This window comes from Nostoc sp. (genome assembly GCF_036917515.1).
Classification (GTDB): domain Bacteria; phylum Cyanobacteriota; class Cyanobacteriia; order Cyanobacteriales; family Nostocaceae; genus Nostoc.
In genome coordinates this window covers 13,318-39,528 of the sequence record NZ_JBALDE010000137.1, presented here as the reverse complement: position 1 = coordinate 39,528, position 26,211 = coordinate 13,318, and the positions used below count along the sequence as shown (strand labels likewise).

23 protein-coding genes and 1 pseudogene are annotated in these 26,211 nt (G+C 41.3%); 7 read left to right on the top strand and 17 right to left on the bottom strand.

Going from position 1 to position 26,211, the window contains the following annotated elements:
* Positions 1-180 precede the first annotated feature (180 nt).
* Together V7K89_RS18195 and V7K89_RS18190 are read right to left on the bottom strand one after the other, a co-directional pair.
* Positions 181-1,311 (bottom strand): aldo/keto reductase, encoded by a 1,131-nt coding sequence (locus tag V7K89_RS18195; RefSeq protein ID WP_335189473.1) that lies wholly within the window; start codon positions 1,309-1,311, stop codon positions 181-183.
* A gap of 179 nt (positions 1,312-1,490) precedes the next feature.
* A complete protein-coding gene (locus tag V7K89_RS18190; protein WP_335189471.1) occupies positions 1,491-1,988 on the bottom strand; it encodes a bifunctional nuclease family protein in 498 nt (165 codons plus the stop codon).
* A gap of 340 nt (positions 1,989-2,328) precedes the next feature.
* Here V7K89_RS18190 and V7K89_RS18185 point away from each other — a divergent pair, with 340 nt between their 5' ends.
* Positions 2,329-3,009, top strand: coding sequence for a riboflavin synthase (locus V7K89_RS18185; RefSeq protein ID WP_335189469.1), 681 nt, complete (start codon positions 2,329-2,331; stop codon positions 3,007-3,009).
* A 131-nt stretch (positions 3,010-3,140) separates the two neighbouring features.
* Here V7K89_RS18185 and V7K89_RS18180 read toward each other — a convergent pair whose 3' ends face one another.
* Together V7K89_RS18180 and V7K89_RS18175 are read right to left on the bottom strand one after the other, a co-directional pair.
* On the bottom strand, positions 3,141-4,715 hold the full coding sequence (locus tag V7K89_RS18180; RefSeq protein WP_335189467.1) for a M23 family metallopeptidase: 1,575 nt from the start codon (positions 4,713-4,715) through the stop codon (positions 3,141-3,143).
* 89 nt (positions 4,716-4,804) lie between these two features.
* Positions 4,805-5,623 (bottom strand): biotin--[acetyl-CoA-carboxylase] ligase, encoded by an 819-nt coding sequence (locus V7K89_RS18175; RefSeq protein WP_335189466.1) that lies wholly within the window; start codon positions 5,621-5,623, stop codon positions 4,805-4,807.
* A 77-nt stretch (positions 5,624-5,700) separates the two neighbouring features.
* Here V7K89_RS18175 and pgeF point away from each other — a divergent pair, with 77 nt between their 5' ends.
* On the top strand, positions 5,701-6,480 hold the full coding sequence (gene pgeF / locus V7K89_RS18170; RefSeq protein ID WP_335189465.1) for a peptidoglycan editing factor PgeF: 780 nt from the start codon (positions 5,701-5,703) through the stop codon (positions 6,478-6,480).
* Between the two features lie 197 nt (positions 6,481-6,677).
* Here pgeF and V7K89_RS18165 read toward each other — a convergent pair whose 3' ends face one another.
* Both V7K89_RS18165 and csaB read right to left on the bottom strand, forming a co-directional pair.
* Positions 6,678-7,856 (bottom strand): glycosyltransferase family 87 protein, encoded by a 1,179-nt coding sequence (locus V7K89_RS18165; protein ID WP_335189463.1) that lies wholly within the window; start codon positions 7,854-7,856, stop codon positions 6,678-6,680.
* 527 nt (positions 7,857-8,383) lie between these two features.
* Positions 8,384-9,427, bottom strand: coding sequence for a polysaccharide pyruvyl transferase CsaB (gene csaB, locus V7K89_RS18160; protein WP_335189479.1), 1,044 nt, complete (start codon positions 9,425-9,427; stop codon positions 8,384-8,386).
* Positions 9,428-9,642: 215 nt separating this feature from the next.
* On the opposite strand from csaB, the gene V7K89_RS18155 reads away from it, so the two are divergent.
* The 4 genes and pseudogenes from V7K89_RS18155 to V7K89_RS18140 all read left to right on the top strand — a co-directional run.
* Entirely contained in the window at positions 9,643-9,978 is a 336-nt protein-coding gene (locus tag V7K89_RS18155) for a DUF2499 domain-containing protein (RefSeq protein ID WP_335189461.1), read from the top strand.
* Positions 9,975-10,274 (top strand): DUF3593 domain-containing protein, encoded by a 300-nt coding sequence (locus V7K89_RS18150; protein WP_334911697.1) that lies wholly within the window; start codon positions 9,975-9,977, stop codon positions 10,272-10,274. The genes V7K89_RS18155 and V7K89_RS18150 overlap by 4 nt, the downstream gene beginning before the upstream one ends.
* Before the next feature lie 47 nt (positions 10,275-10,321).
* Positions 10,322-11,095, top strand: a complete 774-nt coding sequence (gene hisA, locus V7K89_RS18145) for a 1-(5-phosphoribosyl)-5-[(5-phosphoribosylamino)methylideneamino]imidazole-4-carboxamide isomerase (protein ID WP_335189459.1) — start codon at positions 10,322-10,324, stop codon at positions 11,093-11,095.
* Positions 11,096-11,115: 20 nt separating this feature from the next.
* A pseudogene (locus tag V7K89_RS18140) lies at positions 11,116-11,199 on the top strand (Uma2 family endonuclease); the annotation flags it as partial.
* A 790-nt stretch (positions 11,200-11,989) separates the two neighbouring features.
* Here V7K89_RS18140 and V7K89_RS18135 read toward each other — a convergent pair.
* Together V7K89_RS18135 and V7K89_RS18130 are read right to left on the bottom strand one after the other, a co-directional pair.
* The gene (locus tag V7K89_RS18135) at positions 11,990-12,340 is read right to left on the bottom strand and encodes a YkgJ family cysteine cluster protein (protein WP_335189457.1); all 351 of its coding nucleotides are present in this window, start codon (positions 12,338-12,340) and stop codon (positions 11,990-11,992) included.
* 301 nt (positions 12,341-12,641) lie between these two features.
* A complete protein-coding gene (locus tag V7K89_RS18130; RefSeq protein ID WP_335189455.1) occupies positions 12,642-13,013 on the bottom strand; it encodes a VOC family protein in 372 nt (123 codons plus the stop codon).
* A gap of 573 nt (positions 13,014-13,586) precedes the next feature.
* On the opposite strand from V7K89_RS18130, the gene psb30 reads away from it, so the two are divergent.
* Entirely contained in the window at positions 13,587-13,730 is a 144-nt protein-coding gene (psb30, locus tag V7K89_RS18125; protein WP_069068686.1) for a photosystem II reaction center protein Ycf12/Psb30, read from the top strand.
* Between the two features lie 145 nt (positions 13,731-13,875).
* On the opposite strand, the gene V7K89_RS18120 is transcribed toward psb30, so the two are convergent.
* From V7K89_RS18120 to V7K89_RS18080, 9 genes are all read right to left on the bottom strand, one after another.
* A complete protein-coding gene (locus V7K89_RS18120; protein ID WP_335189453.1) occupies positions 13,876-15,987 on the bottom strand; it encodes a single-stranded-DNA-specific exonuclease RecJ in 2,112 nt (703 codons plus the stop codon).
* Positions 15,988-16,078: 91 nt separating this feature from the next.
* Entirely contained in the window at positions 16,079-16,504 is a 426-nt protein-coding gene (locus V7K89_RS18115) for a hypothetical protein (protein ID WP_335189477.1), read from the bottom strand.
* A gap of 119 nt (positions 16,505-16,623) precedes the next feature.
* Entirely contained in the window at positions 16,624-19,290 is a 2,667-nt protein-coding gene (locus tag V7K89_RS18110; protein ID WP_335189476.1) for a TonB-dependent siderophore receptor, read from the bottom strand.
* A 241-nt stretch (positions 19,291-19,531) separates the two neighbouring features.
* Complete coding sequence (locus V7K89_RS18105; RefSeq protein ID WP_442941708.1) at positions 19,532-20,518, bottom strand: helix-turn-helix transcriptional regulator; 987 nt, start codon at positions 20,516-20,518, stop codon at positions 19,532-19,534.
* 364 nt (positions 20,519-20,882) lie between these two features.
* Positions 20,883-21,710 (bottom strand): phosphate ABC transporter ATP-binding protein PstB, encoded by an 828-nt coding sequence (gene pstB / locus V7K89_RS18100; protein WP_334912091.1) that lies wholly within the window; start codon positions 21,708-21,710, stop codon positions 20,883-20,885.
* A gap of 52 nt (positions 21,711-21,762) precedes the next feature.
* Positions 21,763-22,662, bottom strand: a complete 900-nt coding sequence (gene pstA, locus V7K89_RS18095) for a phosphate ABC transporter permease PstA (RefSeq protein ID WP_335189451.1) — start codon at positions 22,660-22,662, stop codon at positions 21,763-21,765.
* A 6-nt stretch (positions 22,663-22,668) separates the two neighbouring features.
* Complete coding sequence (gene pstC / locus V7K89_RS18090) at positions 22,669-23,610, bottom strand: phosphate ABC transporter permease subunit PstC (RefSeq protein ID WP_335189449.1); 942 nt, start codon at positions 23,608-23,610, stop codon at positions 22,669-22,671.
* Between the two features lie 49 nt (positions 23,611-23,659).
* The gene (locus V7K89_RS18085) at positions 23,660-24,661 is read right to left on the bottom strand and encodes a PstS family phosphate ABC transporter substrate-binding protein (protein WP_335189447.1); all 1,002 of its coding nucleotides are present in this window, start codon (positions 24,659-24,661) and stop codon (positions 23,660-23,662) included.
* A 74-nt stretch (positions 24,662-24,735) separates the two neighbouring features.
* Positions 24,736-25,890 (bottom strand): sulfate ABC transporter substrate-binding protein, encoded by a 1,155-nt coding sequence (locus V7K89_RS18080; RefSeq protein ID WP_335189445.1) that lies wholly within the window; start codon positions 25,888-25,890, stop codon positions 24,736-24,738.
* Positions 25,891-26,211: the final 321 nt, after the last annotated feature.

Below are 26,211 nucleotides of genomic sequence, written 5' to 3'. Positions count from 1 at the left end.
ATTTCTAGCTGATATATCCCTGACATTGTTCATCCTTCATCTGGTTTATTCTTATTCTCTCATCTGTAGTCCAATTTTAGAGAATTGGTATTAGAACTCAGCAGCTAAAATGACAGGTGTGCGACTAAGTGTTGACTCTCATACTGAAGTTAACGGATATTCTGAATTCTGTTTACATTTTTATCCCCACAATCTCCGACCTGCTTTTCCACTTAATTTTTGGTGAGTATCTTTTAACAAAGCTGGAATATTTAACTTTTCTGGACAGCGAGGTAAACAGTCACCGCATTCTGTACATCGGTTGCCTTTCATTCCAGAGAACCAGTGACCGGCATTTTCAAACATTGCGTAACGATATTGACCATAGTCTTTCATATCGTATGCTACTGCGAGATTACGTAACCGCAATACCTCTGGAATATTAATATTCTCGGGACAGGGCAAACAAGCATAACACTGGCTACAATTATCAGTTTCTAAAGCAAGTTTTTGCTGATTTTCTAAACGCTGGAAAGCGGAAATTTCTGCTAATTTTAACTCTCCATCATGGTCAGCAATTTGCAAAGGTTCCCTTAATTCCTCTGGGTTAGCTGGCCCTATACTCAAAGTAGTAATACGACTATCTGTAAGTAAAAATCGATAGTTTAATTCTAAGGGTGAATACGGATAACACAGGTCTTTTAGGGTTTGGGATGGCGTATAGAGGCGTCCTCCCTTATCAGCAGGAGAAATAATGAAAATGCCCATATCCTTTTCGGCAGCTAGTTGAATCGCTGGTACGTGCCGTTGAAAAAAATAGTAATAATGCAGATTGACAAATTCAAATAAATCTGTATTTATTGCTGCTTGAATTACTTCTAATGGCCCGTGGGTGGAAAAACCAACGTGTCGTACCCGGCCATCAGCAACAGCTTCCTCCACTGCTTGCATACAGCCATTTTTAGCTTGCACCCACTCCAAATGTTGCCAAGTGTTCAAACCATGAACCCCTAAGCAATCTAAATAATCTAGTTGTAATCGTTCTAGAGACTCGTCGATGCACCGACGCATGGTGTCAGCATCTGCTGTGGCTGAAATTTTGGTAGTAACATAAAGCCTCGTTCGGGGTACTGACAACCCAGCTTTTAGCGCCCTACCAAGATACTCCTCACTTTTACCGTAACCTCTAGCAGTTTCTAAATGATTAATTCCTAACGCTAAGGCTTCTTCAATAGTCTGGTGAGCATTTTCAAAAGAAGCTAGGTAGCGCATTGTTCCCAAAGAAAAAACCGAGAGGCGCAGATTCGTTTTTCCAAAGCGTCGGTATTTCATAAATTGAGTCCTGAGTAGTGAGTTCTGAGTAGAAATACGATTAATAGTGTCTCTACAAGAATGACAAAGTGAAAAAGAAAGAATAAAGAAATTATTTTATTCTCTAGATTCTCTATTCTCTCTCAGCACTGGTTCAATGCCCCGCTAACAGCACTCAGCACTCATTACTCAGCATTATCCTAGCTGTCGCCATTACCAAAGCGCTTGATCAAATCTTCTGGACGGAGATTAGAAATAAATTCACGGAAGGCTTGCTGTTCGGCTTCATCTGCATCGCGATCAACAGGGATAGAAGCATCGGCAATCACTTCTTCCATTACCCAAATGGGAGTATTTGTACGGAGAGCAATAGCGATCGCATCGCTAGGACGGGCGTCAATTTCTTTTTTGACTTCGCCTTGCTGGACAATTAAAGCTGCATAAAATGTATCCTTTTGCAGGGAATGAATAATGATCTTTTCTAGAGTCATGTTCCAAGTCTCTAGAAGATTCACAATTAGGTCGTGGGTTAAGGGTCTGGGAGGCTTCTGATTCTCCAGTGCGCCCATAATTGCCTTAGCCTGTTCCTGACCAATGTAAATTGGCAAAGCCCGCCGATCTGAAGAATCTTTCAAAAGGACAATCGGGCTGCGAGTTATGGCATCTAATGCTATGCCAGCGACTTTCATTTCAATCATTGCCTAAGCCTCTACCATGCTTTGAGAGCCTTGGATGCCGTGTATTAAATAGCACCCATTTTTAGGCGGTTTGGTTACAGTAATAAACATAAGCATTCGTTCTCTATAATTGCTTCTATTAAACTCCGAACTTGTGGTGAAAACCAGAGTAAGTCAAATTGGTCTTCTTAGACAATAACCTTCTTACCCAAGTATGCCCTGTGAAGGATGCTAATGTGTTAATATTCCTATGCGAAAAAAAGTCAGAAAATATACTTGGATGTTGAAGATTTATGTGACAATTACCAATTGATTCCAGGCAAAATTAGGCAATAAATAGAGTTAGTTTGACAAAAAAGCCGTGTTTACAGGATTAATCCAAGCATTAGGAACGATGGAACCCTTAGGGGGCGATTCTTGGCAAATTACTTGTGTAAGTCAGTCAGGTGAAGTAATTATGCAAGATTTGGCTTATGGTGACAGTGTTGCTGTAGATGGTGTTTGCCTGACAGTGGAACAAGTCTTAAAAGACGGATTTATTGTCACTGCTTCACCGGAAACTCTACGCCGCACCACTCTGGGAGGTGAGCAAACGCAACAAAGATATGTCAATTTAGAAGCGTCGCTAAAGGTAGGCAGCAAAGTTGGCGGTCATTTTGTGATGGGTCATGTAGATGGCATCGGTCGATTGCTAGTGGCCCAACAAACAGCTAGTTCTTGGGAAATGACCTTTATTGCATCCGAAGCGATCGCACGGTACATTGTCCCCAAAGGTAGCATTGCCGTCAATGGCATCAGCCTTACAGTCGCCGCTTATGAGCCAGAACTCTCCCAATTTAAAGTAGCGGTAATTCCCCTCACATACAGCGAGACAAATATTCGCTATTTGGTTGCAGGCAGTTTGGTGAATCTAGAAGGGGATATTCTCGGCAAATACGTCGAAAAATTCCTTTATTCTGGCAACCCACACGCTACATCCTCGGATGAAAATAGTATAGATAGCATTACACCCGCATTCTTAGCAGAACACGGGTATTTGTAATTGAGCATGGGGCATTTGGAAGAGACTTGGGGACAAGGGGAAAGGAAAGACTTGTTGCAAGTTCTAACTTTAGTCACCTTGTCACCTTGTCCCCTTGTCCCCCCCTTGCCTCCCCTGCCCCTCAGCTTCTTCTAGCTACCCGGTTGCTGGCTCACCTGAGCGGTTTGCAAGCCTCGCACTAACTGGCTGAGGGCACTTTGTAATTCCACGCCTGGGTCACTAGCAACCCACCCATCTTGTGTCAGGTGACGAACTTCAAAGTGCAAGTGAGGACCTGTGGAATTCCCAGTGCTGCCAACTAGACCAATGACAGTTCCAGGCTGTACCCATTGACCGGGTTGAACAAGGATTTCTGACATGTGACCATAGAGAGTTTGTTCAGCAGATTTGTGATTTAGGATAACGGTTAAACCATAACCACCCACCCAGTTAGCAGTTTCCACTTGACCCGCAGCAGCTGCCAAAACTGGTGTTCCTGTAGGCGCACCCAAGTCTGTACCAGCATGGAAGCGTTGAGTACCTGTGATTGGATGAATTCGCCAACCAAACAAAGAAGTAATGGGAGCGGGAATAGACAATGGATACATCATTCCCGTACCACTATAGGCGACTCTCCCCATGTAGGGAATTTGTGGCAATACTGATGCCAGTGAGAAGTCATAAGCTACCTTGCTAGGGCGGGGTGCAATGTTACCATCTGCCATTGGTGGCGGTAAAGTCCCACCACTCGCTGCAATGGGAGCTGCACTCACTGTTGTCGGGCTGAACTCTATGGGAGTCGGGATAAACCGATTCGGGCGAAATGCGCTCTTGGTGACGACACCGCTAGAACCACTTTGAGCAGCACGCCATCTACTGGTGTTGCCAGTAGCGGCAATCTGTCGCACGGGTGGGACTACTGGTAATTGGGCATTTTGACTTCTTCTGAGCCAATTAGGTGCTGGTTTACCATTAGAATTAGCTACACTTTTTTGAGGTACTTTGGCGCAAACGCCGCCTAATACACTTTGCCCTGATGGCAAAATGGCTCGACAACCACTGGAGCGTTCTGTAACAATTACAGAGTTTGGTGCTTGATAAGTACCTGTTGCACCACTGTCATAACTATTAGGATCGATATAGGCGTTATTATAATCCTTGATTTTCTCCGCCGTTGCACTGACAGGGCTGTTGGAGTTATTTGATGGTTGAGCAACTATTGGAAGTTTTTCAGGTAAAGAGCGGACAGGGGGATTGGGTTTTTCCTGTCTCACTTTTATAGGAGTAACCTGTGAGGCTTCTACTTTAGGCTTTGATTGTCTGATAATCACAACAGGTTGGGCAGCTTCGATTTTGGGTGTAGACTGCCTAACTGGCTCTTTTGATTGAGCAACCTCTGGCTTGCCTAGTCTCTGTCTGAGTTTGGCTCGCCGTTGGGAAAATTCCGGTTGCGCTTGAGGGGCTTCCGGCGCAACAGCCTGTTTTTTAAAAGTCGAGGCTTTAACTGGATTTATAACGGCTGTTGGCTGAGAACTTTCAACAGTGGGAACGATGTTGTCTATTTGTGCTTCTGTTTGGGCAAACACGAAGCCACCGCTAAGGAGGCTAACGCTACTCAGCCAACAGAGGCTCTGAGCTGGTAACGTTGAGGCAAAACGTTTTTTTGTTAGACCTTGCTGCCATAAGTAATGCAAACGATGATCGGCAGAATTATTGCGCTGCGTCATTTGTTCTCTCAGTTGTGTGTAATTGCCTAAAGAGATGATGCTAGTGGTTTGTCTTGCCCGAAGAGCGAAATTTTGAACAAACCTCAAATTTAAACGGAAGATTTATGGTACCCCAAACTGATTGTACCGGGTTCAATATAAATTTCCGGTGTAATTAATTCCTTTGTATCATGTGTTTCTAAATCAACTCGTAAATTTCCTTGAAGAGTCACCCCAACTACTGTACCTGAAAGATTATTGACGCACACCCGATCGCCCATGTTTGTAAACAATTCTAAATAGCGAGACAAGAGTATATTTACTCCTTCTTGTTCAAGGCACTCTATACCGGATTCTATTCCTAGCAAGACTCTAGAGGTTAACATTTCCAGACAAGAAATTGGTCTGCTATCTTGGGAAGCTTGCCACGATTCCAGATTGATTCCAGTTTCTGGTACTGGGTTTGTCCAGTTAATACCAACACCAATTACTGCTTGGGTGATTTGTCCTTTGTTTACTTTGGTTTCTGTCAAAATGCCGCCTAGTTTGCGACCATTTAAAACTAAATCATTGGGCCATTTTATTCCAACATCTATACCGTGTTGACGCAATTGTGACGCAATTCCCCAAGCAGTGGCAAAAGTTAGCTGATAGCTGTTAGTAGCCTCTATTTTATGGTGGAAAGAAATCGCCACGGAAACATATAATCCCCCAATAGGAGAAATCCACTGGCGGCCCCATTGTCCCCGCCCAGCAGATTGCTGAGTTGCAATTACTACTGTTCCTGAAATAGCCTCTTGGTTGAGTAAGTTCCAAAGGGTTTGGTTGGTTGAGGAGACGCTTTCAAAAAAGTGAAGGGAAAATGGTAAATATCTATACTTCCGCCCTGCTTGCAAGGCTGTTTCCAAGTTTTGCAGATTAAATCCCACAGCAGTTAACCCAAATTCCGTTGTTCAAGTTAGCATTGATTGGCTGATAAGTGATTTCTGTTTAGGTTTGGTTGAAGATGCACACTTGGCACTGGCACAATTGGGAAGGACTCCCCTATCTAACTTGTAGTATTCTGGAACGTTGGCATCATGGCTTTTTTACCCAGCAGTTTTGGCCGCGATCGCCACAAGTTATCACAGAAGTATTGCAACCAGAGGCATCAGTCTATCGCTTAAAGCAGGTTCATGGCAATACTGTTCTCACCCCCCAAGAAGTTGAAAGCTTCTTAAGCTCTGCTGAGGAGGATTTCGCATCGGCAGATGGTTTAATCAGCGAACAGCCTCTACAAGCGGTTTGGGTAGCTAGTGCAGATTGTACACCCGTGTTGATTGGGGATGTGCAAACTGGACAAGTAGCAGCATTACACGCAGGCTGGCGGGGGACTGCTAAAAAGATTGTGCCCTTGGCGATCGCTCGATTACAATCTCAAGGCAGTAAACTCGATGATTTACGCATTGCAATGGGCCCGGCGATCGCTGGTGAAGTTTACCAAGTCTCTATCGAAGTGGCTGCGGAAATTGGGGCTAGTCTTATATCACATAATGACGAAGAAAAAATTCTAACGGCATTGCATGAACTAGCAAATTCACCTTTGCAAGAAGATCCTAATCCTGGTAAGGTACGGCTGGATGTGCGGCGAGTGAATACCTTACAACTGGAAAATATGGGAATTAGTGCAGAACAAATTGCGATCGCACCTTATTGTACTTTTCAAACTCCAGAGCATTTCTTTTCTTACCGTCGGGAAAAAGAGAAAAAAGTTCAATGGTCAGGTATTGTTAGCGGTAAAAGGTAAAACTGATTTTAAACTTTAGCATCAATATAACCAAATAATTACTAATTTGTAATACTTGTCTCTGACGATAAGCAAGCTACGTAATTTGTAATTAAATGGTTATAGAGCAAGCACTGAAGTCTGTGATTCAGTGATCAACAATCAATCGAGTGTACACAAGTACTGATTGCAACGAACTAGGAATTATCAATTACGAATTATGTCGACACCCGATTAAATGATTCAAATTTTAGAATCTGTTTTTGACGAAGGGAACTAATTGCTAAAACTAAAATACTTAGGGTGATTCCTAAAACAGCATAACTCGGTAGGGCGAAAATAGTTACTTTCATCAAGTATGGCAATTCGCCTGCTTTTACCTTCCAGTGCTTTGCTAGAGAGTGGATGAGCCAGCCATGAATAACTGCTGTTTGCATTACAATACAGCAAACTCCTGCTAACCAAACAGACATTCTTTTCCTAGAGAATTTACAATGTCTGATCTGATACAGCAAATCATTTAGCAAAAAAACAGCAGCAGGTATTAACATCACAGAACTAGTGTCCTGTGAATAGTTGATGCTAATACTCAAGCAAGAAATTAATACTATTTCTGCTAAATAGATTTTTTTTGACCAAGCTGTAAAAGATTGTTGTAGATACAAATACCGACCGACACAACTAACGAGTATCAGAACAATTATATTTGACAAAAGCTGGGCAAAGAATGAGTTATTAGGGAATAATCTTGGACCCACAACCATCAAATCGAGGCGACTGATCGAAATATAAGGATTAACTGATGGATCTTTTAGCCAAAGTGAAAATCCCTGAGTGGAATCTGACAGGAATTGTGTCAAAGAATTGCCCGTCAAACCTAGACCTAAAAGTGCTAGAGAAGTGACTGTGACAACAGATACAAAAACTAGAGAAAACCGTTTTTTAAGTAGAAAATATAAAATGAATAATGCAGCTAATGTTGGTTTACAAAGGGCAAGTCCTAAGCAAATTCCTGCTGGAATATCTTGATTTTTTCTAGCCCAGATAAACATCCATAAAATTAAAACTGCAATAAAAATAGCAATATTACCAACTTGAAAATCGCGAACTAAACCATAAATCAAGGCAACCGAGATTGTGCAAATAGTTTTCAAAGCTCGCGACTTCGACTCCAGCAGGATATTTGCTCCCCATAAGGCCAAACCGATAGCTAATATATGCATTACAATCGAGATTTTAAATGCATTATTAAGCGAAAAATCACCGAGAAACCAGATAAGAGGAATAATATTAGGTGGATAGACAAACGGTGGAAGAGATCCACACACCTTAGTTATGGTACAGAAAGTTTGATTAAAAATCTCGACATTAAAGGGACTTAAATGCTGATGAGCCAATTTACTGGCTACATAATACCACTGAAAATCCCAAAAGGGTGGATGTGGTTGATTTAGGAAATAAATTAGCCAACCTGTATAACAGAGAAATCTTGTAACGACTAACACAACACTTGCTTGGACAATAAAGTTAACAATTGGTTTACGAAAAAATTTTATCAACTGTTGAATCACAGAAAATTTTAAGAATAAAGAATTTTTCCAGGCTAACTGTTCATCATCTAATCGCCAATTATTTTTAAGAACCCAAGCAACTAAAATTAGTATAATCAGGTTCCAAAAGCCAAAGCTGATCATTAAAATTATCTCAATAATTATTTTTGCATTTCCTAAATAATATCGCCAAAATAAATCGTGATAATAAATACTTAAGTATTTTCATAATTACCTTACAAAATTTTGACAATTACTCCTTTACTGCCAAAATAATCATTAATAAAAGGCTGAAAAAAGGTATTTACGTTGATACACATAATGTACGTAAGTTATATAATTTTTGCATTTTTTTCGGTAAAGATTGTTTAATCTTACTTATTACATAAAGCGTCGCTCAATAACTCGCGGTGCATTAATGCCCTATCTACTAAAGATTGTATTTGCTCAGGTGATAACGGATCGCCATTAGCGTAATGCTCCATCCAAGTTAGACTAATCAAATTGGGGTCATCGGGTAAACTCGTCAAATCCCAACCAGGCATTTCTAAGTCTTCCATGAGGCGATTTACTTTGGGATCATAACTGAGAGCAAAACAGCGGCAACCAATAGATGCAGCCATAATCAAGCTGTGCAAACGCATCCCAATTGCCATCTCGACACCGCGAAACACACCTTTCAAAAGTTGCGGATCTTCCAGACACAAAATTTTGCTAACATCTTTAAGGTGTGGTTGAATAGCTTCGGCAATACTTAAATCTTCACTTTTTTGAAACGGTAGTAATAAAATAAAAGTCTGCGTAGCTTTTTGAAAATCTACTAAAGCGCGAGTTAAGTTTGCTAGACGTATTTCTGTAAGTTGAGAATGCGATCGCAACGTTAGGGCAACTCTCGGCGCAGGTAAATCCCAAAGTCCTGGTACTGGTTTAGATTCCAACGCCCAAACCGGGTCAGGAGCTATAATACAAGGAATTTGCCAATCAGATAATAAAGCCGCACTGGCGCGATCGCGGACACTAATTTTGGTACAATTACTAAAGGTTTGCTTTGCCAACCAACGAGTTTGCGGACGCACTAAAGGGCCAATACCCTGCGCCCAAGCAACAGTTTTCAAACCCATTTTCTGCGCTAATGCCATCAGTCCCCCATAATAAAATGGGCTGATAGTGCTGGTAACATCTTGAATAAGACTCCCGCCACCCCAAATCAAGGCATCACAAGAGCGTAAAGCTTGTAGTACAGCTAAGGGAGCCATGCGATCATAGGTTTCTACATTGTAGCGATCGCGCGTTTCCTTTGGATTACCAGAAAGTACCACAGGCGTTACCTGAGATGGTAACATTTGCAAAAGTGTTGCCAACAAAGCTTCGTCACCACCATTACCTTTACCGTAATACCCAGACAATAACGCCCGCATCTTGACCATTTTGGATTTGAGATTAACAACTTTTTTATACAGAATATCTATCGTTGATACAGATAGTAGACTCATTCACAATTTCTATTTTCAAACTTCGCAACACAAGAAGATAAAAAGGACTCCTAACTCTTGTACAGACAAGATTAATTGCGTCTCTTCTTGTACAGACGTGATTAATCGCGTCTCTCCCAACTTCAACTCCTAAATTTCTTATGCACGCCCTTTCGATTCCCACCTGGATTATTCATGTTTCTAGCGTTATTGAATGGATTGTCGCCATTTGGTTAATCTGGACTTACGGCGAACTCACTAATAACCGTAGCTGGTGGGGATTATCCCTTGCCATGTTACCAGCTTTAGTCAGCGCGATGTGTGCCTGTACCTGGCATTATTTCGACAACGCCGAATCTCTGGAATGGTTGGTAACACTTCAAGCTACCATGACCTTAGTTGGTAATTTTACGCTTTGGTTAGCAGCGTTTTTGATTTGGCGTTCTACCAAGTCTGTTAACACTGTTGAACCAAAACCTATTAAATCAGAGCAATGATTTCTAAAGAAACCCTGTTTGCACTTTCACTGTTTCCCTATTTAGGTTTCTTGTGGTTTATCAGCCGCAGTCCGCAAATGCCGCGTTTAGCGCTGTATGGATTTTACGGCACTCTCGTCTTTGTTGCCATCACCATCCCGGCGGGAATTTATGCTGTATTGCATTATGGTAAGTCTTTAGCCAATGTGGATTGGTTGCACGGTAGTGCAGAACTATTTTTGACCCTTTCTAACATCTTGCTTGTGCTGGGTTTTGGGCAAGCTGTAAGGCAATTAAAAATGAAAAATGAAAAATAGTAAATTCAGCGATAGATAGCGTTTTGATTGCAATGAGGAAGAGTTAGATGGACGTAATTCCAGCGATTGATTTACTAGAAGGACATTGTGTGCGACTGTATCAAGGAGACTATGATCGCTCGCAAGTTTTTAGCGAAAATCCTGCTGATGTTGCCAAACAGTGGGTAGATGAAGGTGCTACTAGATTGCATATAGTTGATTTAGACGGTGCTAAAGCAGGTAAAGTAGTAAACCTGGGGGCAATTGAAGCGATCGCTCAAGCAGTGTCAGTACCCATTGAAATTGGTGGAGGATTGCGCGATCGCACCAGCGTGCAACAAGTATTCAATCTAGGTATACAGTGGGCGATTCTCGGCACTATCGCCGTAGAACAACCCCAGTTAGTGCAAGAACTCTGCCAAGAATTTCCCGAACAGATTATTATCGGTATTGATGCCCGTAATGGCAAAGTAGCAACTCGCGGCTGGTTAGAAACCTCGGAAGTTTTAGCAACTCAACTGGCCGTACAAATGCAAGAATTGGGTGCAGCCGCCATAATTTACACAGATATCCACCGAGATGGGACACTTACAGGCCCCAATTTAGAAGCTTTGCGAGAACTTGCAGCAGCAATTTCCATTCCGATAATTGCTTCTGGCGGGGTGAGTTCTGTCACCGACTTGTTAAGTTTGTTGGCGTTAGAACCTCAAGGCGTGACTGGTGTGATTGTCGGACGTGCTTTGTATACTGGGGATATTTTACTCAAAGAAGCATTACGAGCGATCGGACCTGGGCGAATTCAGGATATTCCACCGAATCTTGGTTTTTCTAGCTTTGCTTGACATTTTCTTAGGAAGTCCGCTATCAAAATTTAGAATTACCCTGGTTGCGCTGGTGGGATAATCAGGGTAATTTGCTACAAACAGCATGGGAGCGATATCTATGACGGGCTAGGGCGTGTTTTCAAACTTGCTATATCCTAAAATAGGCGTTCGCGGGGTGGATTAATGAATCGAGGAGACTTAACTAACGAGCAATGGCAGGGGTTAAAACGACTACTTCCACCCCAAAAACCACACACAGGCAAGCCTTTAGGATGACCAGCGCACGGTTATTAATGGTGTCCTATGGATATTGAGAACTGGAGCGCCGTGGGCAGTTGCTGCCAGAACGTTATCGAAAATGGCAAAGCATAGCAACAAGGTTTTACCGATGGCAAAAAACCGGGGTCTGGAACCAAATATTAGAAAATCTGAAAGCGCTCGCCGATCAAAAAGGAAATCTTGATTGGAAAGTTCACTACGTAGATGAACCGTGATACGTGCCCACCAACATGCCGCGGATGGAAAAAAGGGGGCCAAGAAGAGGAAAAATTAGGTCGAACACGCCAGAGGTTTTAGTACAAAAATACACATACCTTGTGAGGGTAAGGGCAAACCGATAACTTTTTTCTCAGCCCTGGTCAAGGTAACGAATCAATTTTTCTTGAACAATTAATCGAACAAGGTTCAGTTAAGCGTTCTGGCTCTTGTCGCCAGCGTATTCGCCCTTTGAGACTGGTTGGAGACAAAGGTTATACGGGTCGTATAATCCGTAATTATCTACGTCATCGAGGTATCCGTCTTAGCATTCCAAGACTCTCGAATGAACTGCGTCCGTGTCATGTGGTGGTATGGCTACGAGCGGAGCCATTCGTGTAGCCAACACTTCACCGAGGGGTAGGCGGAGTATGGTTGTTAAATACCAACCGCTTTGTTAAAAGCTAATATCTCCAGACTTCTATCGCCATAAACTCCTTCTATTTGCTGGCGACAGCAGTCAATAGCAAAATCGTTGACTTCTTCTGGTTCAATCCCATACATATCTTGAAACACTTCTGATTCCACACGGCAGAAGCGCGGACGATTGAGGTAAATGCGACATTCTCGTGTGGTATGGTCGAAATTAACGCACCATCCCCCTTCACCTACCATACTGAGGTAGAGTTTTAATTCCGGTGGAGAGAGATACTCTTCCAAATCTGGACGCTCTGCTGGTTCGAGATTACAGCAGGCTCCACATTGCTTTACACATTGCCAATTTGACATTTTGGATTGGGGAGTGGGGATTGGAGATTGGAGATTGGGGCTTGGGGGTTGGGAACTGGGGATTAGAAATTAAGAATTGGGGATTAAAGATTAGGTATTAGAGATTGAGGATTGGGTATTGAGAAAAATTTTCCCTGTCCCCAGTCCCCAATACGCTTGGGTTAAAGGAAATTTATCTGTTAAGGCAAGCAGGGGAAGCAGGGGGAGAGAAAAAAGCATGTATATGTATTTGGGGATTAGCCAAGAATATGAGTTCAATTGCTGCCTAATTCCCAAGCTGTGCAGCAAGCTAGGGTGTTGACTACGGATTTTGCCGAAGCCCCAACAAGTTTCCGTCAATATCCTTGAAGACAGACAATTGAACTCCGTGGCCAACATCTGTAATTGGTCCAACTTCAACTCCTTTTTCAATAAGGCTTTGACGAGCAGCAACTATGTTGTTTACAACAAAGGTACTAACAGTACTACCTGCTTCAACTGAGTTACTTAAGTTCAATCCAATTGCAAAATTCCTAATATCAGGGATACTCAACTGTCTCCAGCTAGGCGTGTCATATTTGTCTTCAGGAACTAAACCGAGTTTGTCCTTGTACCACTCGACACTAGCTTCTAGATTGGTAACGTCTACTTTAGTGACAAAACTATATTCACCAAAAGTATTTTTCAATGTCATAATCTACTGTCCTAATCCAAAACTTTTGCAGTATAAATATTATCAACTATTATCAACTTTTTTAAAGGTTAAAACAACTGTAATTCAATCTGGAAATAGTAGTTTATTATTTAGACGCAGATTATGAAAATTTATTTCAAATCAAATCTTCTGCTTTAGTTCAGTAATTATCCTTTTGAATGTTGCCTCTGTTCTAATCCCGCATTTCTCACAAGCTTGAGGGGAAGAAGCGGCAGAGGGGTAGAGGGGCAGAGGGAAAGGAACTTGTACATGAACTCTCCCCTGCCCCCAATACAGTTCAGTTAAGCTTGCTTTTTTTCTCCCCCTGCTTCCCCTGCCTTAAAAGATAAATTTCTTTAACCCAAGCGTATTGCCTCAGTCCCTAATACCGAGTTCCGAGTCCCTAATCTCCAGTCCCCAGTTCTCAATCCCTTTATTTTACGTTTTTATGTCTTTTCTTATAATTTTGTTAAGTAAATTAAATATAATAGCCCATATCCAGATATGATCGATTGCGGGTTTTGTAATTAAGTTATTGAATTTTTTAAGACAATTGAGAGGAGAAAAGGAAAAATGTTTGACGCAGTGTCTGACTTGTTTAACGCTTTTACCAGTATCAATTGGGAAGTTATCTTCCAATTGCTGTCAGTGGCGCTAATTGTGATTGCTGGTCCAGCGGTAATCTTTGTACTGGCATTTCGCAACGGCAACCTATAAGAGTGCTAAGTGCTGATTGAGAGTTAAGAGTGAAGAGTTAGGAGTGAGGAATTAAATTTTATTCTCAACTCATAACTTATAGCTCATAAATCAGCACTCGCAGTGTCAGAGTACAAGTAAGAAGTTAATTAAGAACTCCTAACTCCTAACTGATAACTGATAACGCCAGAAGTGCAGCTTGGATAATATTGTCATACTGTGGTTGAGAGATATCAACTTTTTTAGCGTTTTGACGATTAGTGCCCAGCAAACCAATTGTATGTCCTGGCTGCATGGCTAATACTTTCCCTTCAGAATTTTTAATTCTTAATTCTGTTTCAATACCGTTTTTATAGAAACCACAAGTATATTGTTGCTGGTTGTACTCAAATGTCGTGCTTGACTGGATAGGTGGCGAAACAAAAAATTGTTGAAGCCGAATTGGTAATCTGACACCGATTAACTCTAACTCGATACTTGTGTTACCGTTAAAGTAATTTTCTCGAAGTTTGTAAGCGATATCCACTCGCGATGGTAGGTGGAAATAGTCGCCCCAACGCCAGGCGATCGCTTTGATTTTATACTGCTGATTATCAATAGTTTGGGCAACTGTAAGTTTGATGTGACCCTTACCAACGATTTTTTGCTCAACTACTTGGACATTAGATGTCCAGAAAACTGGATCGGGGTTGTCCATACCGCAGGGATGTAGAGCATTAAGCTGTTGATAAAGCTGCTGATTGATGTGATTAAGGTTGATTTCGGCATCAATTTTGAGCAGAGGTTTAAGATGTTGGGGTTCAAGACACTGGTTAGCAAACTCAATCAAACGCGATCGTAACACCTGTAAATTTTCTGCTGGTAGAGAGAATCCCCCGGCTGCTTTGTGTCCGCCAAATTTCCCAAGTAAATCATGACAATATTCCAAAGCTTCAAATACATGAAATTCTGGAATTGAGCGTGCAGAACCGCGTATATGTTCCTCATCTTCATAAGTACCGATAAACACGGGAACACCATATCGTTCCACCAAGCGAGAGGCGACAATGCCAATAACGCCGTGATGCCAATTGGGTTGAACAACGACTAATACACGGTCTTTTTGTAGAGACGTAACAAGTTCTGCCTCTACATAAGCGATCGCTTCTTGTTCGATTTGCTCACACATTAGCTGGCGAGAGGCGTTGATTTGTTCGCACTGCATTGCTCTTTCCAGCGCCACCCCCATATCATCTGTAGTCAGCAATTCAATCACAGTTTGGGGATTACCAATCCGACCAATAGCATTAATTCGTGGGCCCAGGCGAAAACCGATATCTTCAGGCTTCAGGGATTTGGGACCGGGGATTGGGAACTGGGGACCAGGGACTGGGGATAGAAGCTTTTCTCCTGCTCTTTGTGCTCTCTCATCTCCCCTGGTCTGCACCCCAGCTACCTGAATCAACGCCTGCACCCCAGGTAAGTTGGATTTGGGTAAATGTTGTAAACCGCGTTTCACCCAACGGCGATTCACACCAGTTAAAGGAGCTAAATCTGCGATTGTTCCCAGTGTAAACAGTGCTAGCATCGGCTTAACCAAGCTCTTAGTCTCCCCTAGCTGTTGTGCTAGAGACACTGCCAAAATATAGGCAACACCAACACCGGCAACACCCCGATAGGGTGAGGATTCAGCTATTAGTTTAGGGTTGAGGATAGCGTTAGCTGGCGGTAATTTTTGGGGAATGTCGTGGTGATCGGTGATAATCACTGCAAGACCAAGTTCTCTAGCTCTAGCAACTGGTTCAAACGCAGAGATACCATTGTCTACAGTCAGAATTAATCCCACACCTTCGCTGTGGAATTCTTCAACTATGCGTTTATTAATACCGTAGCCTTCGTGCATCCGACTGGGGATAGCATAATCTATTTGTGCGCCTAAAGTGCGGAGACTACGTAAAAGTAGAGCAGTGCTGGTCATCCCATCAGCATCGTAGTCACCACAGATAGCAATTTTTGTTTGAGAAGCGATCGCATTTTGCAACAACTCCACACTAATCGCCAAATCAGAAAATTCTTCCAACGGCGAAGGCAAAACTAAAGACTCTGGCTCTAAAAATGCTTGTGCTTGTTTTGGTGTTTCGATCCCGCGATTAATCAACAACTGGCTGATGATAGGTGAGAGACTGGTCTCAACCGCCAGATTTTTGGCAAATTCTGGTTTTTGCGGATAAATTTGCCAGCGCTGATTAGGTAAGCGCCTGGGTTGTTTTGAGAGTTCAGATACAGGTCGATCTAGCACAATAGGAGTTAGAAGTTTTCAGTTATGAGTATTGAATTGAAAGTTGTTTCTTAACTCATAACTTATAATTCATAACATTATTTGCTATCTATTAAAACACGTTAATCCTACCATCATCCATGATATACAACGAGCGATCGCCCAAAGAACGCGAAGTCGGACGAAGTTCAAGCCGCAATGTACCAAAGTTAGGTTTCGAGACAATTGCTTGTAGTGATAAACCTGTTTCGCTCCAAAATATTAGAGATGTATTTGGTTCTGTACCCTCTATTTGTTCTAAACTTAATTTCTGCCCTGGATTCAAGGAAATTGCGTCAGTCCCAGAGGGTTTTTGGATTTTAATCAAGTTGGGTGTGCTATTTACAACTTCAACTTTAATGTGTTGCCCAGGTGTAAACTGAATTGGGTGCGACCCACATTTAGAGGCACATGTTCCTGCCAAGGTGGGACTGGGGTTATTAATGGATGCTGTGAGAACGGTAATTGCAATTATGGCAAATGACAGAGGCTTAAACATCATACACCGTATAAGTACTTAACTAAAATTTTACTTTAGTTAAGTACTATCAAGCCTCAGCATATTTTCCAGAATTACTTTGACTGACGCATAGAAGCTTGGGATGCCTAGGGGTTTGCTCAAAACTGCCAGGTAATTGTACCCTGAATTGTCAGGGGATCGCCAGGTATAATCCGATTTAGGTTTTGTGCAGAGACAAAATAATCACTGTCGAACAAATTCCTAATATTAATCGCAGCCTGGTAATTGTCCCGTTTATAATAAATAGCTGCATCTGTGCGTATATAACTAGGTAACTCAACCGTGTTGTTTATGTCGGCTTCTTGGTCTCCGTAGTAAAATGCCCCTACACCAAAACCTAATCCTTTTAAACTGCCAGATTGAATTTCGTAAGTTGTCCAGAGGTTGAGCGCATGTCTTGGCACACTCTCCAGTCGATTACCTACTGGTAAGTCGCTGTCTTCTGTGATTACTGCATCAGTGTAGGCATAGCCAGCAATGATGTTCCATCCCGGTAAGATTTCGCCAGAAACATCAAATTCAATCCCCCGACTGCGCTGTTCTCCAATTAGAATAGTTAATCGAGGATCGTTTGGATCTGAGGTTGGCAGATTCGTGCGAGTCAAATCATAAAATGCCAAGGTTGCAGCTAATCGGTCAGTCAAATCTGCTTTAACCCCGATTTCATACTGCGTTCCTCGCTCTGGTTGTGGTGTACCTACACCAAATGCAGATGATCCCGAACTGAATGAACGGCTATAGCTGGCGTAGAATGAGAGCGGTTGAATGGGCTGGTAAACAATGCCAAGACGGGGGCTAAAAGCTTCTGCTTGGCTAAAGTCGCTTGTTTGGTTTAATAAATCTCTAAACTCTGAATTAACAATGTCAAAGCGCCCACCCAAAAGTACTTTTAAGTTTTCTGCTAGGGTGATTTGGTCTTGAAGATAAAAACCTAATTGTTGCTGCCTACTCTCAAAATTAAAATCTGGAAGAAAATTTTCTGTAATATTTCCATACACAGGATTAAAAATATCCAGAGGAGTAGTGTCACTGAAGGTATCGTTAGTATTAGTGTCAGTTCTATTCAAGTTAAATCCAGCAACTAGCTGATGCTTGATACTACCTGTTGTCAACTTAGCGACCAGGTAATTATCAAGATTATAAGCATTTTCATCGTAGTCAAAATCCTCAATGCCTCTATCTATAGTACGCAAATCGTCTCGTAATCCAAAAGGAGCCAGAATATTTCGTCTCAGGTGAAACAAAGAAGTCTGAAAAACGCTCCGTGCTTGCCAATTTTCACTAAAGCGATGTTCAAAGTTATAGCCAATCCGAAATGCACCATTAGCGGCGTTATTCAAACCAGGTTCACTAAAAGAACGATTACGAGGAATTTCGCCATTGGGGTTAGGCAGTATACTTCCCTGTGCTGGTATCCCAAAATCATAAGGCCCCTGAGCAAGGGAATAGCTTGCTTCTAAAGTCAGCTTTGTTCTGTCACTAATTTGCCAGCTGACAGTAGGTGCAATGAGATATTCCTGTTGATTGTAGAAATCAATAAAGCTTTCGGTTGTTCCAGCAGAAGCATTCAGGCGATACAACACCGTTTTACTGTCATTCAATGCGCCGGATAAATCAATTGCACCGTTATAAGCATTGTAGTTACCAGCAGTGACTTCCACGGAGTAGAACGGATCGCGCAATGGTTGCTTGGTTACTATGTTGACTTGGCCGCTGAGTCCGCCTTGACCGAATAGAACTGAAGCGGGTCCTTTAAGCACTTCAACCCGCTCAACATTTGCATTTGAGCCAAACCCGACACTCCCGATTGAACGGTCTTGTACCCCATTGAGTAGAGTATCTGTAAAAGCACCAAAGCCGCGAATAGTGTAGATATTGAGAGGATCGCGAGGGCTTCGACCTCCTACCACAACACCCGGCACATTTTTTAACACTTCTGTGAGACGAGTTGCTCGCTGGTCTTTAATCACCTGTTGCGGTATCACCTGAATCGATTGGGGAATATCGCGCAACGGTGTGTCAGTTCGGGTGCCTATACTACTATCAGGTACGCGATAGCCGTCTTGCTCGCCTGTCACTACCAACTCAATCGGCTCATCACCCTGTGGTGTCTGGGTTGGTGTTTCACTTGCTGGCTGCTGTTGCTGAGGCTGTTGTGGTGGAGATGTTGCAATTGCAGCAGAAGTTATACCAAAAACTAGACCTGCATCATCATCAAATAACTCAACTGTTGGCAAAGCCTTCTCACCTACCACCATCACTTGCACAGTATTTGTACTAATATTTGTGACTGTAATTTCAGTAATTCCCGCAGTTGGTTTCTCCGAACGAAATGTAAAAGCATCGCCTGATGGTAAACGTAACTGCCCACCAGATACATTGACGATAAAATTATTACCCGTACTACGATTTGTAACTTGCAGTTGAGTTCCAACAGGTGTTTCTAAAATCACCTCTACACCTTTGTCGGTGGGATTGGCTTTAACTCCAGTAATCGGTACAACTGAACTTCCTTGAGAAGGAGGGTTGTTTAGTATTGGCGACTGCACTAACATTCTAGCGCTAGTGCTGAGACGCTCAACTTCACTCAATTGTTGAATTTTTTGAGTCAGCAGTTTTATATTTTCCTGGCTTTGAATTTCCTGCTTGCCAACCGTTGATTTAATTTCTGCCCATCCAGGTTTAATGGCAACAGTACTCAAGCATCCCGATAGACTAACTAAAAACCACAGCCGTACACTAACAAATAACCACCAACGCTTCATCACAACTCCTGACACCAGCTTGCAGAACTTTGCCTAATTAATCCGCTTTGCAGTCATACCCTTTAATACTTGCCACTTGCAAGGACAGACACAAAAATCAGTTCCCTGCTTGTTGAAGCAGAGTTCTTAGGTAATATGAATCCAGTTTTTCAAACCAAAAATGGATTAGTGCAAATCGTTTCTAATTCAATGAAGCTGAGTATAGAGAATTAATGGCAACTGTGTCTACTCAAAAACCGCATCACGATCCCGAAACCGACTTTTTACCAATTAAACTTTGACTCGGTGTAATCCCGAATCTGCGTTTGAAAGCAGCTGCAAAGTGTCCCAGATTAGAATAGCCAATTCGATTACCAACCTCAGCAATAGTCATGTTTCCTTGACGCAATAACTGTTCTGCCCACTCCATACGTTTCTCACTGAGGTAGCTAAATGCTGTTTTGCCAAACAGTTCTTGAAATCCACGTTGTAAAGTGCGATCGCTTACTCCCACCATTTGCGCTAATTCTAGTATTGATGGCGGATTTTCCAAACGGGAGCGCAAGATTTCTCTAGCATGATGAATGCAGGCGATAGTTTCTGGCTTCAATCGTGGCGGCGGTTGCAGTTCCCCTTGCTCTGCCAAGATTGGAGTTAATTGCAAGCGGATCAGTTCTAGGACTCTCGCCTGCAAAAACATCCGCTTGGTGATTCCTTGATAGGGACAGTTAATGATTTGCTGTGCTACTGAGTTGATAGCAGTAGTCTTTTTGAGCTGTAGCATTGTCTGCCAATCATCACCCTTTGCTAGTAGACTGAACTGGGAAGGAATTTCGCCATCTACTGTCGGGAAAAAAGTTCCCAATAGCTCAGGTGGCATGTGAATCTCAATGCTCACAATCCGTTGAAATTTCGGAGTCTCTAAAGTAAATTGGCGTTGAACGCCAGCACCAGAAATCAGGGTATCGTCTGTGGTATTTCCTAAAAGCCAGACACAAAATTGCAGTGAATGATTCCATTCAGGAATTTTCAGCAATACATCATCGTGATATTCATGGTCCCTAATTGTCAGCCAGAGATTGGGATACACTTTAATCTCTCGCATATAGCCTTTGCCGAGAAGTGTTGGCATTTGACAAATAAATTCGTCAGGTTCTGGGTTTTGCAGGCTGTTCATTTCAGCTTCGTCCCACAGTTCCCACTCCTCTTTCATCGTCAGGGTAATGGTCATAATTGGTAGATGTTGCAAAATTAATGCTATTAATTCTCAATTATCTTACCGCGATCGCTTGACACTATGGCAAATTAAGCTATTGGCTCAATAAGAGCTGATTTGTAAATAAAATATGACTTAAAGAAACTGTTTGTTGCAATGGCAAGCTTATATTTTAATTTCAGTAGACCGAAAAATTTTTTAAGGGGACATTAGACATTTTCACAAAACCCTTGTAGAGACGCAAAATTTCACGTCTCTACAAGGGTTTTGGTGAACACATAATTAGTTTATGGACATGTCTATTAAGTTGACTAAATTTAAATAAAAGGGCAAAGGAATAATAGTCGCTCACAACTGAACTTGGCTTTTACCTTTCCCCTTCCCTTGTGATATCTCTTTAACCGAAGCGTCCACTAATGTAATCCTCAGCTTCTTTGGTTTGAGGAGAACTGAACATTTGGACTGTAGGATTAAACTCAACTAATTTGCCGCGACGTTTGCCATGCTCGTCAATTTCTGTATTGAAGAAAGCCGTGAAATCTGCAACTCTAGAAGCTTGCTGCATATTGTGTGTCACCATAATGATGGTATATTGCTCCTTGAGTTCTAAGCAGAGTTCTTCAACTTGGCGGCTAGAAATTGGGTCAAGAGCAGAACATGGTTCATCCATCAATAATACATCTGGCTTCATGGCGATCGCTCTTGCTATGCAAAGTCGTTGTTGTTGTCCGCCAGATAATGCAGTTCCCTTCTCTTTGAGTTTGTCTTTAACTTCATTCCAGATAGCAGCGCGTCTAAGAGAATCTTCCACCAATTCATCAATGTTACCTTTATAACCGTTAGCACGCGGGCCAAAGGAAATATTTTCGTAGATTGACTTGGGGAAAGGATTCGGTCTTTGAAAAACCATGCCGACTTGGCGGCGTAATTTTACAGAATTTACCTTTGGATCGTAAATGTTGCGATCGCGATAATTCAGTCTTCCTTCTACCTTAGCACCAGGAATTAAATCATTCATCCGGTTGAAGCAACGCAGTAAGGTACTTTTTCCGCATCCTGAAGGGCCAATAAAAGCAATAATTTGTTTATCAGGAATCTTTAGATAGACATCTAAAAGTGCCAGGAATCCTCCATAAAACACCTTCACACCTTCAACATTGAAGACGCTATTACCTTGGTCTATTGTGGCACTATCTGATTGACTTCTACTATTGCTATAGGTCATGAAAGTGTATCTCCTAATCTCTGTGAATATTTCCAATTAGATATTTAATTACCTAATTTATTGAGAAGCGTTGTCGAATATAAATTGCTACACCATTTAAAACTAAAATTAAGATTAACAACGCAATAATTGTGGCTGCTGCTGCATTAGCAAAACCCGGTTCAGGACGAGTTATATAACTGTAAATTTGAATAGGTAATGCCATAAATCTCTGAAACAAACCAGGGTTAAAGGTGAGAAAACCCACAGCACCTACAACAATCAGAGAGGCTGCATCACCAATAGCGCGGGATATAGAGATAATCACTCCTGTCAGAATACCGGGAATAGCATAGGGTATGACATGATGGCTGATAGTTCGCCATTTCGTGACACCTAATCCGTAAGAAGCATTTCTTAGGGAATCCGGGACAGCGCGAATTGCTTCTCTAGCTGTCACAATAATTACTGGTAAAGATAGCAAAGATAAAGTCAATGCACCAGAAATCAAAGCGGGGCCAAATCCAAGCAAATAATTGAAAACCCCTAAACCCAGCAATCCATAGACAATAGAAGGCACACCCGCCAGATTACTGATATTAATCTCAATAATCACTGTCCACCAAGCTTTAGGTGCATACTCTTCTAGATATAAAGCTGCTCCAACACCAATTGGGACAGTTACTAAAATCACAACAGCTCCTAAAAGCATACTGCTGATAATCGCAGGACGAATACCGCCTTGGTCAGCAAAACGAGAAGGAGTTTCCGTAAGAAAGCCGGGTGATAAAAATCTGCCTAATCCGTCTCGCAAAATATCAAATAGTAACAATGCTAAGACAAATAAACCAATCAGCAATCCTAACAAAAAAAGTACTTCAAATACCTTTCCTAATGTATCCCTACTTTCAACATTATCGGTAAATTCTGCCGTAGAATTTCGAGAATTATCTTGTTGATAACTTGTAGCCATATCTATTTAGTCGTATTTTTCTTTAAAGCGATTAGCAACCCAATAACTAACAATATTCAAAGCTAGCGTGAGTATAAATAAAACAGCGCCTACAGCATATAGTGTCTTGAAATTGAGACTACCACGCGGACTATCTCCACCAGAAATTTGCGCCATGTAAGCTGTCATGGTTTCTACTGATTCCATGAAGTTAACAGTTAATCTTGGTTGTTGTCCGGCGGCGATAAGGACAGTCATTGTTTCACCCACAGCGCGAGAAATACCCAAAATAATCGAGGCGATAATTCCAGAAAGCGCGGCTGGTAGAACTACTTGAAAAATTGTTTCCAGTTTAGTGATACCTAAAGCATAAGCTCCTTCTCGCAAAGAACGGGGAACTGCTCGGATAGCATCTAAGCTGATAGAACCAACAGTAGGAGTAATCATTACCCCCATCATTAACCCCGCACTCAAAGCATTGAATATTTCCAGAGGGATAAAATTCCGCAGCAATGGTGTAACGAATAACAGCGCAAAGTAACCATATACTACTGTTGGAATTCCTGCCAAAAGTTCTACTGCTGGACGTAAAATTGCTGCTACTTTGGGTTCAGCATATTCACTCAAATAAATGGCAGAAGATAAACCTAAAGGAATAGCAACTGCCATCGCAATAGCTGTCGTTAAGAAAGTACCATTAATTAAAGGCCAAACGCCAAAATGTTTATTAGCAAATAGAGGTGTCCATTTAGTATCAAAAAAGAATTGAGTAAAGGAGACTTCTTGAAAAAAACTGAATGTCTCCTGAAAGATAATTATGACAATACCAAAGGTAGTCAAAACCGAAACTAAAGCACAAGCAAATAAAATTGTTGCAACAATCTTTTCCGATATATCTTCAGATGCATTTTTCTCTAGTGAATGTCTGGATTGTAGATCAGGAGCATCTTGAGAATTGGTATTCTGCATAAACAATTAGCTTTTTATTAAAATTAAACTGCAATGACTGAGACTTTATTTAAATGAAGTTTGTGATTGGTTCACCTGGTTTTGCTTTTTTAAACTTTGTCCCAGTTTCACCAGTAGCAAATTTTTGTTTGACTTTGATGTAAGCTTCATCAGGTAATGCTACATAACCAACGCTATCTACCCACTTCCAAGAATTTTCTAGATAAAAATCTACAAAATCTTTTACTGCTGGCTTAGTATCTAAAGATTTTTTACTGACATAGATGAAGAGAGGACGAGACAAAGGTGTATAGATATTTTTAATTACATTATCCACTGGAACTGGTTTTTCACATTTCCCTGTAGGACTTTCCACAGCAACTAGATTCAGTTTTTCTTGATTTTGAATATAGTAAGATATGCCTACATAACCCAAAGCTGTTGCATCACCTGACACTCCTTGCACGAGAAGGTTTTGATTTTGAGTGGCAGTGTAGTCTGTACGGCCATTCTTGGCTTTGCCAGTCACAGCTTGAGTCATATAATCAAATGTTCCCGTATCAGAAGATGGAGCATACAGCTTCAGCTTTTCATTAGGAAACTTGGAATTAACTTGATTCCATCTCAATATTTTGCTGTCTGATTTGCCGCCCCAAATCTTACCTAATTCTTTAATAGTTAGACATTTGGCAAAGTTATTTTGGCGGTTGGCAATTACGGCGATACCATCTAAAGCTACAGGCAACTCGACAAATTGAATATTCTTACTTTGACATTTTTTGATTTCTTCATCTCTAATGGTGCGAGAAGCACCAGCAATATCAATATCGCCATTACAAAATTTACTGAAACCACCACCAGTACCACTTGAGGCAACGCTTACTTTAGCTTCAGGTTTGAATTTACCGTATTCTTCTGCAACTGCTAAAGAAATAGGAAAACCTACAGCCGCACCATCAAGACTTACCTGACTTTTCTTTTCCTCACTGCTGCTACAAGCATTAATAGTGGTGGCAATAATCATTAAAAATGTCAGCATTAAGCTATTTTTAAATTTGCTATGAAAGCTCATAAATTATCAATTGAGGTAAAGTGATTGAGAATTATTTATATTTGCTTGGCTATCTGCTAGAAAAATATACAATGTCATGCTTTGCTTACAGCATAAATTTTGTCAAAAATTGCCCCATTTCCAAAAAACTTGCTTTGAATAATATCCCAACCACCTAAATCTTGAGATGTGAATAAAGTTTTAATTGGCGGATATTGTGATGCTACTTCTTGGTTAACAGAGGGGTTAACAGGACGATATTGTAATTTGGCAAATTCCCGTTGAGCTTCTGTGGAGTAAAGAAAATCAACAAATGCTTGTGCAACTTCTCTAGTACTGTGTTTATCAACGTTTTTATCAACTACCGCTACAGGATTATCAATAGAAATATTGACTTGGGGTACAACATAAGGTAGTTTTGTCCCATTTTTTCCTGCTAAAATTACCTCATTTTCATAGTTGATTAAAACATCACCTTGATTTTGTTGGAAAAATACATTGCTAGCTTCACGAGCATCTTTCGTCAGAATAGGAGTGTTTTTATAAACTTTGGTGACGTAATCTAACGCTGTCGCTTCGTCAACTCCGGTTAGACTCACGGAACCCCAAAAAGCCAAGAATTCCCAGATAGCAATACCAGAAGTTTTTGGGTTAGCGGCAATCACTTTCACGCCATCCTTTGCCAAATCTGCCCAAGTATTAATGCCTTTGGGATTCCCTTCGCGGGTGACGATCGCAGCAACTGATCTACTAACAATACCACTTCTCGGAGCTTTGGTTTCCCAACCTGATTTAATCAAACCTGCTTGCTGAATTTTGTTAACATCTAGGGGAAGTGCCAAGTGTACTATATCTGCTTCTTGGGAACCGGCAATGACAGCAGCCGCTTGAGCGCCAGAACCACCATAACTTTGCTCAAATGTGATATTTTGGTTGTGTTCTTGCTTCCATTTTTCGATAAATTTAGGAATTATCTGGTCATGGGCGGCTTTGGTGACAGAGAATGAAACGAGTTTTAACTTAACATCATTTTTGCTAGCTGAACTGCTTCCCGAACAGGAGGTAACTGCTATACTCAAAAAAATACTTATAAGAAACAGACTTAGAAAGCTTTGTACCCTGTGCCTATTCAACCAACTTTCAATTGCGTGTTGATATGATTGTAGGCTTTGCAAAGCTTTCATGACATAAGTCTGCATCCCCTCACTTAGGAATTTACTTAATTGTGTCGGTTGTTGCGACTTGCTCATTAGAATCACCCCTAAATCTACGGTATTTGTAGATAGATACCGTAATTATGAAAATTATAGGGTATATAGAATAATATTTATCATTTGGATTAAATTTTTTTACTAAGTAAGCAGTTTCCGATCAAAAGTAGCAAATTTGATTAGCAACTCATTTCAAAAAATGGGTTTTTCTGCGGAAAGTGAAACAATCCGATTGCATACATAAAATTTGATAAAAAATATGTAATAATTAATACAAAATAGTAATAAACTTGGCTTTCATTAGTTTTTAAAGCTGTTTGTAAAACAAAGTAGCTGCATTAAAGCATCTTGAATATCATA